Source organism: Paralcaligenes sp. KSB-10, from assembly GCF_021266465.1.
GTDB lineage: Bacteria > Pseudomonadota > Gammaproteobacteria > Burkholderiales > Burkholderiaceae_B.
Window position 1 is genome coordinate 3,847,086 of record NZ_CP089848.1, and the last position, 13,533, is coordinate 3,860,618.

Genomic DNA, 13,533 nt, shown 5'->3' on the forward strand with positions numbered 1-13,533 from the left:
TAAAAAATCGAATGCAGTGGGCGGGCCGGGGAGGCCTGGCCTGGCTGCCTTGCATTTTATAGCGCAAAAAAAAAGCCCCGCGTGGAGCGGAGCCTTTTGGCGGTGCGGACCCGGATTGCGCCGAGTCCATTGCGCCGTGGTTTAGCTGAAGCTTCGGGCTTTATGCGCGCCTGTGGCAGGGGCGCTTTTGCCGCGGCTGGCGCCTGGCCTGGCACCGAAGCCAGGACGGGCGGGAGCACGCTCTCGTGTGCCGGGACGGCTGTCGGGCTTGCTTGCGCCTTTGTGAGCGAAGTCGCGATTGGCGCTGGCCGGCCGGTCGCCAAAAGAGGGGCGGGCATGCGCCGGCCTGTCGCCGAAGCTGGGTCGATCGGTGCGGGCACGCGTTTCACGTTGCGGCGCATCGGAGCCGGGGCGGGCGCCAAATGCCGGGCGGTCGGCGCGTGGCCGGTCGTTGTAGCTGGGGCGTTCGCTACGAGGAGCGCGGTCGGCAAAGCCGGCACGTTCGCCGTTACCGCTGCGTGCGGGGCGGTCGCCGCCAAAGCCCGAACGGGCTTCGTATGCGGGCTTGTCGCCAAACCGGGGCTTGCTTTCATAGGCCGGCTTGTCGCCAAAACGCGGCTTGCCTTCGTAGGCCGGTTTGTCGCCGTAAGGGCGGCTTGCACCAGGCTTGCGATCGTAGCTGGGCTTGCCACCGCCAAAACCACCACGGCCGCTGAAGCTCTTGCCGTTGCTCTTGCGATCGGTGTAAGTGGGGCGCACGGTTTTCTTGGGCTCGAGGCCTTCGATTACCTGGGGTGGAATAGGCTGGCCAATAAAATGTTCGATGCGGCGTATTTTGTGGCGTTCCGAGTGAACGGCCAGGGTAAAGGCCAGACCGCTGTTGCCGGCACGGCCGGTACGGCCAATGCGGTGGGTGTAGTCTTCAGGCTGCATCGGTAAATCGTAGTTGATGGCATGGCTGATGCCTTGCACGTCGATGCCGCGGGCGGCCACGTCGGTTGCCACCAGGATACGCAGTTGGCGCTTTTGCAGCATGCCCAGCGTGCGTGTACGTTGGCGCTGATTCATGTCGCCATGCAATGCCGCAGCCGAAAAGCCCTGGCCTGAAAGGCGGTCGGCCAGATCGTCGGCGCCGCGCTTGGTGGAGGTAAAGACAATCGCCTGGTCCAGATTGGCGTCACGCAACAGATGATCGAGCAGGCGCATTTTATGGCTGTTGTCGTCGGCGTAGAGCAGGTTCTGGGTAATGTTGGTGTGTTGTTGCTTGTGGCCCGAGACTTCGATCTGCAGGGGGTCGCGCATCATTTTGCCGGCCAGGCGGGCGATCGTGCCGTCCAGCGTGGCCGAGAACAGCAGCGTTTGGCGGTTTTCGGGAATACGGGCAACAATGGCTTCAATATCTTCGATAAAACCCATGTCCAGCATGCGGTCGGCTTCGTCCAGCACCAGGGTGTGCACGGTCGACAAGTTGACGCGTTTGGATTGCAGATGGTCGATCAGGCGTCCCGGAGTGGCTACCAGCACGTCAACGCGGCGCGACAGGGCCTTGAGCTGAGCGCCGTAGGGCATACCGCCGACGACAGTCGTGGTGCGCAGATCTTTGAGGTGAGCGCCGTAAGAGCGGGTTGCGGCATCGACTTGCATGGCCAGTTCGCGGGTCGGAGTCAGTACCAGAACCTGCACGCCGGTGCCTTTGTTGGCGGGCGTCAGGGAAATCCGGTTAAGCGCAGGCAACATGAAAGCGGCGGTTTTCCCGCTGCCGGTTTGCGACGAGACCATCAGGTCGCGGCCTTCCAGCGCCTTGGGAATGGCGGCGGCCTGGACTGGAGTGGGTTCGGTGAAGCCGGCTTTCAGAACGGCGGACAAGAGGCTGGGTACGAGACCCAGGGTTTCGAAAGACATGTGTGATCCTTTGCCGACTGAACGGCGCATACACATAGCGCCGTCTCAAATGAGATATGGCGCAGGTTGATTGGAGCATCGTGCCGACCGAATCAACCTGGAGTGCAGCGTGTACCGTAGTAGCAGGCGGCGAAAGGCTCGGGGGTCAGGGAGCGATGGCGTTCGACATGGGTGCTGATAAGTCAGTCAACTGCTGAGACACAGCATCTAAGCTGTAAAAAAATGTCGACGCGTCAATGTTGCAGTGCGGAAATTATAAGCGTGTTTGCGAATAAGGGAAACCCCCCATGTTGTAACCACACGACGTTCGGCCCTGAAAAAATTGGATTGCCTTTCAGGGACGGTGGGCGGGCACAAGGCTCGCCCGTTGCGGTAATGACAATAGGCGCCAGCCGCGGGCGGCCACCAGAGGTACTCCTACGCTGCGGCGGTTCCTGTCCAGTCGATGGGAGGCTGGCCTTGCTGGGCCAGCCATTCATTGGCCAGCTTGAAATGATTGCAGCCTATGAACGGCTTGGGCGGCCGCAGGGCCGATAGAGGCGAGGGGTGGTTGGACGCGAGGACCAGGTGGGGTCCATTGCTGGGTAGAAGCTGCCGCTTGGCTTGCGCATGCGACCCCCAGAGCATGAATACCTTGGGCTGCGGGCTGCGGGCCACGCGGCTGATGAGGGCGTCGGTCACGGCTTCCCACCCTTGCCTGGCGTGCGAAGCCGGTTGGCGCGCCTCAACGGTCAGAACCGTATTCAGCAGCAGCACACCCTGCTCGGCCCAGGGCGACAGGTCGTGGCCCATTCCCGTAGAACCAGATGGTTTATTGTTCTGGGTCTTGCCTGCATTGCGGTTGCGGGCACCATCGAAGCCCGGGTATTCGAGAGCCAGTTCTTTGAACATGTTTTGCAGGCTGGGCGGGCACGGGCAGGTATCGGGCACCGAAAACGCCAGACCTTGCGCCTGGTTCGGGCCGTGGTAGGGGTCTTGTCCCAGGATGACGACCCGGACCGTATCGGGTTGTACGTAATCGAGCGCGTGGAAAGGATAGCGTGGGTAGATTTCCGCGCCCGCGGCAAGCCGGGCGGCCAGAAATGCCGACAATTGCCGCAAGGCGGCCTTGGGCTCGGGCATGCGCAGGGTTTCCTTCCAGACCTCGTCCAGGTTTTGCAGATGGGTCAGCAGTGGACTGTCCAGCGTGTTTTGCGCTAGGGCGGGATCAAGGGTATTGGGCATGCTTGCGGGGTCCGTCGCGACCTGGTTGCTGGGCAACATGGCGATCAATCTGGCATGGTAGCCGGCAATTTGCTGGTCGATCCGGCTTTTTTGCTCTTGCCAGGCGTCGATTTGCGCCGTGGTGCGAGGCGGTGCGCAAGCCCAGATCGCTTCCGGAAAGTGGCTGTCGCCCTGCCAGCGTGGGATGACATGCCAATGCAGGTGCGGCACCATATTGCCGAATTGGGCCAGATTGATTTTGTCGGGGTTCAGGGATTGCCGCTGAGCTTGTTCCACCCGCCACACGATCTCCATGAAGTCCTGGCGCTCGCGCGGGGACAGGTCGCTCATTTCCTTGACGTGATCGCGCCAGATTACCCGGGTAAAGCCGGGGTGGTTCGAATCGGCCACGGAGATCACCTGCATTTGAGCGTTTTGCCAAAGCAGGTCGTCGCCGGGGTTGCGGCACAAGGGGCAGTTGCCGGTTGTCGTCATGGCTATTTGTGGCTGCTGATAATTAGATGTGCAAGAGGATTGCCGGTATCAATTTTTATCCTTGCCCAGCGCTTTTTCAAGAGTTTCAACGATGTGTCTGAGGACAGCCACGCGGGCGTGCTGTTTGTCGTTGGCCGACAGCACGTGCCACGGCTCCTGGGGTGTGTCGGTGCGCGCCAGCATTTCGTCGGCAGCCTGCACGTAGCTGTGCCATTTCTTCCGGTTGCGCCAGTCGTCGGGAGTGATCTTGAAGTTTTTGAATGGAGATTCTTCGCGCTCATGAAAGCGCCGGAGCTGCTCGTCGGCGGTCACGGCCAGCCAGAATTTGACGATGATGGCGCCATTATTGCTGAGCTGGGCTTCGAACTGATTGATTTCGGAGTAGGCTCGCTGCCAGTCTTGCGGTGCGATAAGTTTCTCGACCCGTTCGACCAGCACGCGCCCGTACCAGGAACGATCGAAAACCGAGACTCTGCCTGGCAAAGGTAAGGAACGCCAGAACCGCCACAAATAAGGGTGGGCGAGCTCCGCGTCGCTGGGGGCGGAAATGGGATGGATATGATACTGGCGGGCATCGAGCGCGTGTGTCACGCGGCGGATCGCACCGCCCTTGCCGGCTGCGTCCTGGCCTTCGAATGCCAGTATCAGGGACCGTGTCTTGAATTTATCGTGCCGCACCAGCCCGGCCAGCCGGCTTTGCCAGGCGGCCAACTGCTCGTCATATTCCTTGCCATCGAGCCGGGCTGTGTAGTCCAGGTTTTCCAGCCGCCGAGGTGTTTTTTTGTTCACAGCCGCCGCCTCGGCCGCCGAGGTCATTTTCTTTTGCGGACTCGGCTCGGAGCGGCTTGCGGGCCGTTGCCTGAGGGCTGCCAGGACGGCCTGGCCGGTGGCAACGGCCCGCACATCGGGATCGGCGCTGGGGATGATCTGCCAGGGAGCATGATCGGCCTGGGTCAGGGTAATGGCGAGCTCTCCGGCGCCGCGCAGGCGATTGAATTTTTTCCGGACTTTCAGTTCGCCGGGGCGAACCTGCCAGGCGGTGTCCGGGCTGCCCAGGAGTTTGTCGGTCCGTTCTTTCTGGGCGTTGCGCGAGAGGTGGTACCAGAGCTTGACGATTTGCACGCCATCCTGGGCCAGCATCGATTCAAATTCCTGAATTGCCTGGGCGAGATTCTGGATTTTGCCCTGGTCGGGCTTTCTTTTGGCGGCTTCTTTAAGCAATGGCTGGTACCAGGAGCCGAATACGATACCGGTGCGGCCTTTGGCCGGCAATTGTTGCCAGTAGCGCCATAATGGCGGGTAGCGCAGTTCTTCGGGTGTGGGAGCGCCAAACGCCATGGTTCGGATATGACGGGCGTCCATCCATTCATTGATCAGGTTGACCGCGGCGCCTTTGCCGGCGCCATCGATGCCGGCGATCACAATCAGCAATGAACGCTGGGTCTTTTGCAGGCGCGCATACTGCGCCTTGAGCAAGGCCGTGCGAAGTTTCGCTTCAAGCGGCTCAGCCTGTTCTTTGCTTAGCCTGGGATCCGATTCGGCGGCGGTAAACATGGACATGTCCCCAAGTGTTTTATAGGCGGATGTGCCATTCTATGCCGGTGCGAGGCTTATATACATTGCCAGCTCTTTATTCCGAGGCAAAAAGGTCGCGCAGGGCAATGCCGGGTTCGGGGGCGCGCATGAAGGCTTCGCCTATCAGGAACGCGTCGACCTTGTGTTCGCGCATCAGCGCGACATCGTCCCGTGTGAGTATGCCGCTTTCGGTGACTACCCGCTTATGGTCGGGGATGGCCGGCAAGAGATCGAGCGTGGTTTGCAGGGTGGTCTCGAATGTGCGCAAATTGCGATTATTGATGCCCAGCAGCGGTGTTTGCAGTTCGAGCGCCAGATCCAGTTCGGCACGATCATGCACTTCAACCAGCACGTCCATGCCAAGCTCAATGGCCACGCCCTCGAGTTCATGCAACAGGTGCGGACTGAGGGCGGCGACGATCAGCAGGATGCAATCGGCCCCGAGCGCGCGGGCATGGATGATCTGGTAGGGGTCAATGATGAAATCCTTGCGCAGGACCGGCAGGGAGCATGCCGCCCGGGCTTGCCGCAGGTAATCGTAGGAGCCTTGGAAAAACTGCACATCGGTGAGCACCGACAGGCAGGCGGCGCCGTGCGCGGCATACGAGGCGGCGATGTCGGCAGGGACGAAGTTCTCGCGTATCACCCCTCTGGAGGGCGAGGCTTTTTTGATTTCGGCAATGATTCCGGGCTTTCCCTGGGCGACCTTTTCATCGATGGCCCGTACGAAGCCGCGCAAATCTTTGCGACTCTTGGCTTCGCGCAAAAGGTCCGCCTCGCTGCGCATCTGCCGCGCCGTGGCGACTTCTATTTTCTTGGTGGCGAGAATCTTGGCGAGAATATCGTTCATGCGCTGTATTTCCGTGTATAGGTGCAGAACTCTTCCAGTTTGGCCCGCGCCGCCCCATTGGCAATAGCTTCAAAGGCAAGAGCCAGGCCTTCCTTGATGGAATCGGCCTTGTTGCCGGCATAGATGGCCAGGCCCGCATTAAGGCCTACGATATCACGAGCCGTGCCGGCACGGTTTTCCAGGGCTTCGAGAACCATCTGCGCGGATTCTTCGCGATTGTTCACTTTGATCGAGCGGTTGGATACCATGGACATGCCGAAGTCCTCGGGATGGATCTCATATTCGCGGACTTCGCCGTTCTTGAGTTCGCCCACCAGCGTGGATGCTCCGAGCGAGGCCTCGTCCATGCCGTCCTTGCCATGCACGATAAGAACATGCTTGGAGCCCAGGCGTTGCAATACGCGCACCTGGATGCCGACCAGATCGGGATGGAATACGCCCATGAGTTGATTGGAGGCATTGGCCGGATTGGTCAGCGGCCCGAGAATATTGAAAATTGTCCGGACCGCCAGTTCCTTGCGGACTGCCGCCACGTTTTTCATGGCCCCGTGATGGGCCGGCGCAAACATGAAGCCTATTCCGGTTTGGGCAATGCTCTGGGCAACCTGCTCGGGATTCAGCGCGATATTGGCGCCCAGTGCTTCCAGCACATCGGCGCTGCCCGATGAGGACGAGGCGCTGCGGTTGCCGTGCTTGGCGATTTTGACGCCCGTGGCGGCGGCCACGAACATGGCCGCGGTGGAAATATTGAAGGTATGCGAGCCATCGCCGCCGGTGCCGCACATATCGAGCAGGTTTTCCGGATCGGGTGTGGCGACCGGCAACGCAAATTCGCGCATGACCTGAGCGGCTGCCGTGATTTCGCCCACGGTTTCTTTTTTGACGCGCAATCCCATCAGCAGGGCGCTGGCGATTTGCGGCGACAGTTCACCACGCATCAGCATGCGTGTCAGGTGCAGCATTTCGTCGTGGAAAATTTCGCGGTGCTCTATGCAGCGTGCCAGCGCTTCGGCGGGAGTTATGGTCATGATTATGTTCTCCGTTGGGTCATAGCGTAAGAAAATTGCGCAGCAATGCGTGGCCGTGCTCGCTCAGGATGGATTCTGGATGGAACTGTACTCCGTAAACCGGCAGGGTTTTGTGACGCACACCCATGATTTCGCCGTCTTCGGTCTCGGCGGTCACCTGCAGGCAGTCGGGCAGCGTGTCGCGCTCGATGGCCAGGGAGTGGTAGCGGATCACGGTATACGGAGAGGGTAAATCCTTGAACACATCGGTGCCGGTATGGGTCACGGCGGATGTCTTGCCGTGCATGATCTGCTTGGCGCGCACGATTTTCCCGCCATAGGCCGCACCTATGGCCTGGTGCCCCAGGCAAACGCCCAGAACCGGCACCTTGCCGGCGAAATGCCGGATCAGTTCAATGGAAATCCCCGCTTCGGCCGGCGAGCAGGGGCCGGGCGATACGCAGATGCGATTGGGTTTAAGAGTGGCGATCTCGGCGACGGTCGCCTGGTCGTTGCGTATGACTTTGACGTCCTCGCCCAGCTCCCCGAAATACTGCACCAGGTTATAGGTGAACGAATCGTAGTTATCGAGCATCAACAGCATGTGGTTTCTCCTTGAGGCGATGCCTGTGCAATCAGATGGGTTCGTCCAGGCCGAATTGCACTTGTTCTGCGGCGCGCAGCACGGCGCGGGCCTTGGCCTCGGTTTCGAGCCATTCTTTTTCAGGGTCGGAGTCGGCCACAATGCCCGCCGCTGCCTGTACGTACAGCATGCCATCCTTGATGATGCCGGTGCGGATGGCAATGGCGACATCCATTTCGCCGCCGTAGCTGAGATAGCCGGCGGCCCCTCCGTAGATGCCGCGACGCACGGGTTCGAGTTCGTCGATGATTTCCATGGCCCGCACTTTGGGCGCGCCCGTGAGTGTGCCGGCCGGAAAGGTGGCGCGCAGCACGTCCATATTGCTCATGCCTTCGTGCAGGGTGCCGCTGACATTGGAGACCAGGTGCATGACGTGCGAGTAGCGCTCGATGGCCATGGTGTCGGTGACCTTGACCGAGCCGATTTCAGCCACTCGCCCGACATCGTTGCGGGCAAGATCGATCAGCATGACATGCTCGGCGCGCTCTTTAGGGTCAGCCAGAAGCTCTTTGGCAAGCTGCGCGTCTTCCTCGGGCGTGGCGCCCCGTTTGCGGGTGCCGGCCAGGGGGCGGATTGTAACTTCGGATTTCTGGTGGTCTTCCTGAGCGACGATTTCCTGGCGCACCAGGATTTCGGGCGATGAGCCCACGACGTGGAACTCGTCGAAATTCCAGTAGTACATGTACGGCGAGGGATTCAGGGACCGCAGGGAGCGGTAGAGCGACAGGGGTGAATCGCGAAACGGCTTGGCAATCACCTGGCCTATCTGGACTTGCATCAGGTCGCCGGCGGCAATGTATTCTTTGGCCTTGAGCACGGCGGCGATGTAGTCCTGTTTTTTGAAGTCGCGGCGGCTATCGGTTTGCATGCTGGCGTAAGCATAAGGGATCACCACCGGCGTGCGCAGTTTTTCACGCAAGTCCCTCAGGCGGCGTTTGGCCAGCGCATAGCTCTCGGCCTGTTGCGGGTCGGCGTAGACAATCAGGTAGGTGCGGCCGGCCAGATTGTCGACGATAACGAGCTCGTCGATATGCAGCAGCATGATATCCGGGGTGCCGCCCTCTTGTCCGGCCGGGAACGGCTTGACGGCGGGTCCGAGCCTGGGCTCCATATGCCGAACCGTATCGTAGCCGAAATAGCCGGCCAGGCCGCCTGAAAAGCGCGGCATTCCTGGGCGGATCGCTACTTTGAAACGCTGCTGGTAACTTTCGATAAAACGCAGGGGATCGCCTTCGTGCGTTTCGACCACTTCGCCCCGGTGCAGGACTTCAGTAAGGTTGCCCGAGGCGCGAATCACGGTTTTGGCGGGGAGCCCTATGAATGAATACCGCCCAAAACGCTCGCCTCCCACCACCGACTCGAGCAGGCAGCTGTTACGCCCACCTTCGGGGCCGGCATGGGCGAGCTTGAGATAGATGGCCAGCGGCGTATCCAGATCGGCATAGGTCTCGGCAATGAGGGGGATCCGGTTATAGCCTTGGGCGGCAAGCGCTTTGAATTCGATTTCTGTCATTTTGGTCTCGATGTGGTGCTGCTTTACATACAGGCCGGACAGGAATCAAAAAAGCCCGGCCAATTCTGGTTCCGGGCTTTGTTTTTCGGGTAATGCTGTCGGCACGAAAAGACGGAGTCTTGAAGGCCGGGAGAGGATTACCGCCACCCAGAACACAAACACCACCAGCGCCAATAGGCGCTGGGTGCAGGGTAATAAGACAGGGCAGCAGTCATGTTGTTTGGTGTTGTTGAGTCTGGCTTCGGTGGTCAGCCGCCCACCGGGCGGCCGCTTCGATAGACGACACTATATCATCGACTGCAAGAGTTCGCACGTCCTGGCCCTCGTTATAGCCATAGGGCACGGCCAGGACGGTGATTTTTGCCGCGCGCGCGGCTTGTGCGTCGTTGATGGAGTCGCCTATGGCCAGGGCCTGTGCGGGGTCGACCTGCAGCAGTTTGCAGGCGTGCAGCATGGGCATTGGGTGTGGCTTCTTCTCGGAGCACGTGTCGCCGCAGACGATATGCTCGAAAAAGTCGGCAATGCCCGCACGTTCCAGCAGGGGCCGTGTGAATTCGGTGGGTTTGTTGGTGACGATGGCGAGCTTTACGCCCTGTTTTCTGAAAGATCGCAGGCCTGCAAGCGCGCCGGGGTACAGGACGGCCCTGTTGCCGTTGCACTGGCGGTAGTGGCGCGCGAACGACTCCAGGCCGAGGCGATTTTTTTCCGGGGTGGCTGCCTCGTCGCCGGCAGTATTCGACAGGGCGCGGCGGATCAGGTTTTCGGTGCCTTTGCCGACATAGGTAGCGATGATGGCCTGGGGTAGCGGCGCCAGGCCCAGGTCGGCGCGCATGGCGTTGGTGGCGTCGGCAAGGTCGGGGATGGTGTCGAGCAAGGTGCCGTCCAGATCGAGAAGCGCTGCTGAAAAAGACATGGAATATCCCGGTAAACACAGTCGATACTGCAAATATTTTCCCGAATCGATAAATTCGGGGCTGATCCCGCCGTTAATTGTAAATGGGATTGCCCGCAGTCTGGGGCGACGGCGGCTTTGCGGCCATGCCGGAATATTGAAAACGTGCCGGATTGACATGTTTTTGTAACAAGCCCTGATTACAGTGGCGCGGCTTGTTCGCATACCGGCTTGCTGGATGGCGGGTCTAGGTGCTGCTGTAGCCGGAGGGCTGTCCGCCTGGCGTGTGTATCGGTAGTGCAAGGCGGATTATTCTCAAGGTTGATTCAACATTGTCATGGCAGCAACACTGATCAAGTATGAAACAGTCTTCCCCAGTAGCGGGGCCGGACGCGAAGAGAGCGTGCAAATGCTGGCAAGTTTTCACCGGGTTCTGCGTGAACAGGCGTTGACGCCGCTGTATCAGCCTATTGTGGATCTTCGTACCGGCGAGATCATGGGATACGAAGGATTGATTCGGGGGCCCTCCGACTCCCCTTTGCATGCGCCCAGCACGCTTTTCAAGGTTGCGCGCGGTTGCGGCAAAACCATCGAACTCGAGCAGCTATGCAGAAAAGTCCATATCGACAAATTCGTATCGCTTGGGCTGTCGGGCAAATTGTTTCTAAACGCCAGTCCCGATGCCTTGCTGTTGCATGCTCGCGGCGATTGCGCCGCATTGCTGGGTCCTCGGTTTGGCAGCATGCCTCCGGAAAATATCGTCATCGAGTTGACCGAATCCGACCCTACTTCGAATTATCAATTGCTGCGCCAGGCCGCCTCGGACTATCGCAGGCTGGGCTTGCGCATTGCCATCGATGATCTCGGCGAAGGTTTTTCCAGCTTGCGCATGTGGTCCGAATTGCGGCCGGAGTATGTCAAGGTCGATAAATACTTTGTTCAGGGCCTTGATGGCGATGCGATCAAACGCCAGTTTGTCCGTTCCATTTTCGAAATCGCCCGGCAATCCAGATCCATGGTGATTGCCGAAGGGATCGAAACCGATGCGGAATTGGCCGCGGTGCGCGATCTGGGCATACAGTATGGTCAGGGTTATTTGCTGGCGCGACCGAGCTTGAATCCCTCTTCCGTCCTGCCGTCCGCCACGCTGCGCCTGTTTGGGCCCGCAAGGTCCGTTGGGAGTTCGCCGAGCAGCGAGGTCGGCAAAAGCGTCGCGACCGTCAGGAAGATTCTGCGTGCCGTTCCCGCCGTTGCCGACTCGACCCCGACCAACGATGTGTATGAAATCTTCAAGCAGCAGCCCGACCTGCCGGTGCTGGCCGTTCTTCGGGACGGTGTGCCCATTGGCTTGATTCAGCGTCTTCGCATGCTGGATCGTCTGGCTCGTCCCTATCATCGCGAACTGTATGGCGCCAAGCCTTGCGCCCAGTTCATAGAAAACCAGCCCTTGATTGTCGATCATAAAACCAGTCTGCAAGATCTCGGCCATTTGTTTACGGAAGCCAATCCGCATCATTTATCCGAAGGCTTCATCATCATTGAACAAGGCCAGTTCATCGGCGTGGGCACGGGTTTGGACCTGATCCGTGAAATTACCCAGTTGCAGATCCATGCGGCGCGATATGCCAATCCGCTCACGCAATTGCCGGGCAATGTGCCGATCAACGAGCATATCGAAGCCCTGCTGTTGAACGAAGAGCCGTTCGCGGTGTGTTATTGCGATCTGGATAACTTCAAGCCCTTCAACGATCTTTACAGCTATTACAAAGGCGATGAAGTCATACGGATAACGGCCGGCCTGCTGCGCGCACACACGGACTCCGAGGCCGATTTTGTCGGGCATATTGGAGGCGACGATTTCATTGTGGTGTTCAAAAGCAGGGATTGGCTTGAACGTTGCCGGAAAATCCTGGGTGAATTTTCCGGGGCCACGGCGCATTTATATAAAGACAGCCATTTGGCGGCCGGTGGATACATTACAGAAAACCGGCAAGGCACTGCCGTTTTTCATGGTCTGGTCGGAGTCTCGCTGGGTATCGTCCAGATCAATACGGCGCTGCCGTATTCCAGCCATCAGATTGCCGAGTTTGCGGCGGCGGCCAAATCCGAGGCCAAGAAAATCTCCGGGAACTCGCTTTTTGTCGAACAGCGTCTGCTGATCGACTATGTTCTTGCCGAGACAAGGCGGCAATCCGAAGAGGTTGTTCGGGACCTTGTCCCGAATTGATGGCCTAGACCGAAAGCGATTCGCCTTTGACGATCTCCGCGCGCAGGCTGCTGATGATCGCCTGGTAGTCGGGGTGGCCGAAAATCGCCGATCCGGCTACAAAAGTATCGGCGCCGGCCGCGCGTATGGCGGCGATGTTGTCGATCTTGACGCCGCCATCGACCTCCAGGGCGATGTGCTGGCCGCCATTGTCGCGCCAGGCCTTGATCTTTTGCCGGGCTTGCGCAAGCTTGACCAGGGTGCTGGGAATGAATCGCTGGCCGCCGAAGCCAGGGTTGACCGACATCAGCAACACCATGTCCAGCTTGTCCATGACATAGTCCATCCAGTTCAGCGGTGTGGCGGGGCTGAATACCATTCCCGCCTGGCAGCCGTGCTCTTTGATCAGGGCCAATGTGCGGTCGGGGTGGCGAGACGCTTCGGGGTGAAAAGTGATGATGTTGGCGCCGGCCTTGGCGAATTGCGGGATAATGGCGTCGACCGGTTCAACCATCAGGTGCACGTCGATCGGGATCGTGGTGTAGGGACGTATGGCCTCGCACACCATGGGTCCCATGGTCAGATTGGGCACAAAATGGTTGTCCATGACGTCAAAATGTATCAAGTCGGCACCGGCGGCCGTCACCTCTCGCACTTCTTCACCCAGGCGGGCAAAATCAGCGGCCAGAATGCTGGGGGCAATACGATTGGCGGAGGTAGACATAGGCGTAAACTAAATCCCTGGTTCAGAAAAGGAGTCGAGAATAGTGTGCCATTATTGCAGCTTGGCGTTGAATGCCCTTTTATACCGCTGAATCGTCTAATTCGGAACTTACTCGTGAAACCTTACGACTTGACCGTCACCGTCACGCCCAGCTACTTGCCGGAACAATCCGAACCCGGCGAAGAGCAATTCGTGTTTGCCTATACGGTGCGCATTACCAATAAAGGCGAGCATGCCGCCCAGGTCATCAGCCGCCACTGGATCATCACCGATGGCCAGCAGCGCGTGCAGGAAGTCCGGGGCCTGGGAGTGGTGGGGCAGCAGCCTCTGCTTGCACCCGGAGAAACATTTGAATACACCAGCGGCTGTCCTTTGCCCACGCCTATCGGTACGATGCGAGGCACCTATCATTGTGTCGGCGAAAATGGCATTCCCTTTGAAGTCGCCATAAGCGAGTTCGTCCTGGCCATGCCCCGCACCTTGCATTAAATCGTATTTCGTATCACTGGGGTCATTGTTCATT

At 59.3% G+C, this 13,533-nt stretch carries 11 protein-coding genes and 1 pseudogene; 2 read left to right on the plus strand and 10 right to left on the minus strand.

The features are described 5' to 3' along the window. Positions 1–141: 141 nt before the first annotated feature. From LSG25_RS17630 to LSG25_RS17670, 9 genes and pseudogenes are all read right to left on the minus strand, one after another. Positions 142–1,938 (minus strand): DEAD/DEAH box helicase, encoded by a 1,797-nt coding sequence (locus tag LSG25_RS17630; RefSeq protein WP_232742187.1) that lies wholly within the window; start codon positions 1,936–1,938, stop codon positions 142–144. A 381-nt stretch (positions 1,939–2,319) separates the two neighbouring features. Continuing rightward, positions 2,320–3,126 (minus strand): uracil-DNA glycosylase, encoded by an 807-nt coding sequence (locus LSG25_RS17635; RefSeq protein WP_370636018.1) that lies wholly within the window; start codon positions 3,124–3,126, stop codon positions 2,320–2,322. 186 nt (positions 3,127–3,312) lie between these two features. Continuing rightward, a pseudogene (locus LSG25_RS17640) lies at positions 3,313–3,600 on the minus strand (HIT family protein); the annotation flags it as partial. Between the two features lie 48 nt (positions 3,601–3,648). Further along, entirely contained in the window at positions 3,649–5,154 is a 1,506-nt protein-coding gene (pap, locus tag LSG25_RS17645; RefSeq protein ID WP_232742188.1) for a polyphosphate:AMP phosphotransferase, read from the minus strand. Between the two features lie 76 nt (positions 5,155–5,230). Further along, positions 5,231–6,025, minus strand: a complete 795-nt coding sequence (gene trpC / locus LSG25_RS17650; protein WP_232742189.1) for an indole-3-glycerol phosphate synthase TrpC — start codon at positions 6,023–6,025, stop codon at positions 5,231–5,233. Next, positions 6,022–7,053: an anthranilate phosphoribosyltransferase gene (gene trpD, locus LSG25_RS17655; RefSeq protein WP_232742190.1), complete on the minus strand. Its 1,032-nt coding sequence runs from the start codon at positions 7,051–7,053 to the stop codon at positions 6,022–6,024. The genes trpC and trpD overlap by 4 nt, the downstream gene beginning before the upstream one ends. A gap of 19 nt (positions 7,054–7,072) precedes the next feature. Next, positions 7,073–7,636, minus strand: a complete 564-nt coding sequence (locus LSG25_RS17660) for an aminodeoxychorismate/anthranilate synthase component II (RefSeq protein ID WP_232742191.1) — start codon at positions 7,634–7,636, stop codon at positions 7,073–7,075. Between the two features lie 31 nt (positions 7,637–7,667). Next, positions 7,668–9,188 (minus strand): anthranilate synthase component I, encoded by a 1,521-nt coding sequence (gene trpE / locus LSG25_RS17665; protein WP_232742192.1) that lies wholly within the window; start codon positions 9,186–9,188, stop codon positions 7,668–7,670. 211 nt (positions 9,189–9,399) lie between these two features. Next, complete coding sequence (locus tag LSG25_RS17670) at positions 9,400–10,101, minus strand: phosphoglycolate phosphatase (protein WP_232742193.1); 702 nt, start codon at positions 10,099–10,101, stop codon at positions 9,400–9,402. Positions 10,102–10,417: 316 nt separating this feature from the next. On the opposite strand from LSG25_RS17670, the gene LSG25_RS17675 reads away from it, so the two are divergent. Beyond that, on the plus strand, positions 10,418–12,307 hold the full coding sequence (locus LSG25_RS17675) for a GGDEF domain-containing protein (RefSeq protein WP_232742194.1): 1,890 nt from the start codon (positions 10,418–10,420) through the stop codon (positions 12,305–12,307). 4 nt (positions 12,308–12,311) lie between these two features. On the opposite strand, the gene rpe is transcribed toward LSG25_RS17675, so the two are convergent. Continuing rightward, the gene (gene rpe, locus LSG25_RS17680) at positions 12,312–13,010 is read right to left on the minus strand and encodes a ribulose-phosphate 3-epimerase (RefSeq protein WP_232742195.1); all 699 of its coding nucleotides are present in this window, start codon (positions 13,008–13,010) and stop codon (positions 12,312–12,314) included. Positions 13,011–13,124: 114 nt separating this feature from the next. Between rpe and apaG the strand changes: the two genes are divergently transcribed. Then, complete coding sequence (gene apaG, locus LSG25_RS17685; protein WP_232742196.1) at positions 13,125–13,499, plus strand: Co2+/Mg2+ efflux protein ApaG; 375 nt, start codon at positions 13,125–13,127, stop codon at positions 13,497–13,499. Positions 13,500–13,533 lie beyond the last annotated feature (34 nt).

Bases quoted from the DNA above. Each gene is read 5' to 3' on its own strand.
- LSG25_RS17630 (WP_232742187.1), bottom strand. From the start codon at position 1,938: ATGTGTATGCGCCGTTCAGTCGGCAAAGGATCACACATGTCTTTCGAA.
- LSG25_RS17635 (WP_370636018.1), bottom strand. From the start codon at position 3,126: ATGCCCAATACCCTTGATCCCGCCCTAGCGCAAAACACGCTGGACAGT.
- pap (WP_232742188.1), bottom strand. From the start codon at position 5,154: ATGTTTACCGCCGCCGAATCGGATCCCAGGCTAAGCAAAGAACAGGCT.
- trpC (WP_232742189.1), bottom strand. From the start codon at position 6,025: ATGAACGATATTCTCGCCAAGATTCTCGCCACCAAGAAAATAGAAGTC.
- trpD (WP_232742190.1), bottom strand. From the start codon at position 7,053: ATGACCATAACTCCCGCCGAAGCGCTGGCACGCTGCATAGAGCACCGC.
- LSG25_RS17660 (WP_232742191.1), bottom strand. From the start codon at position 7,636: ATGCTGTTGATGCTCGATAACTACGATTCGTTCACCTATAACCTGGTG.
- trpE (WP_232742192.1), bottom strand. From the start codon at position 9,188: ATGACAGAAATCGAATTCAAAGCGCTTGCCGCCCAAGGCTATAACCGG.
- LSG25_RS17670 (WP_232742193.1), bottom strand. From the start codon at position 10,101: ATGTCTTTTTCAGCAGCGCTTCTCGATCTGGACGGCACCTTGCTCGAC.
- LSG25_RS17675 (WP_232742194.1), top strand. From the start codon at position 10,418: ATGGCAGCAACACTGATCAAGTATGAAACAGTCTTCCCCAGTAGCGGG.
- rpe (WP_232742195.1), bottom strand. From the start codon at position 13,010: ATGTCTACCTCCGCCAATCGTATTGCCCCCAGCATTCTGGCCGCTGAT.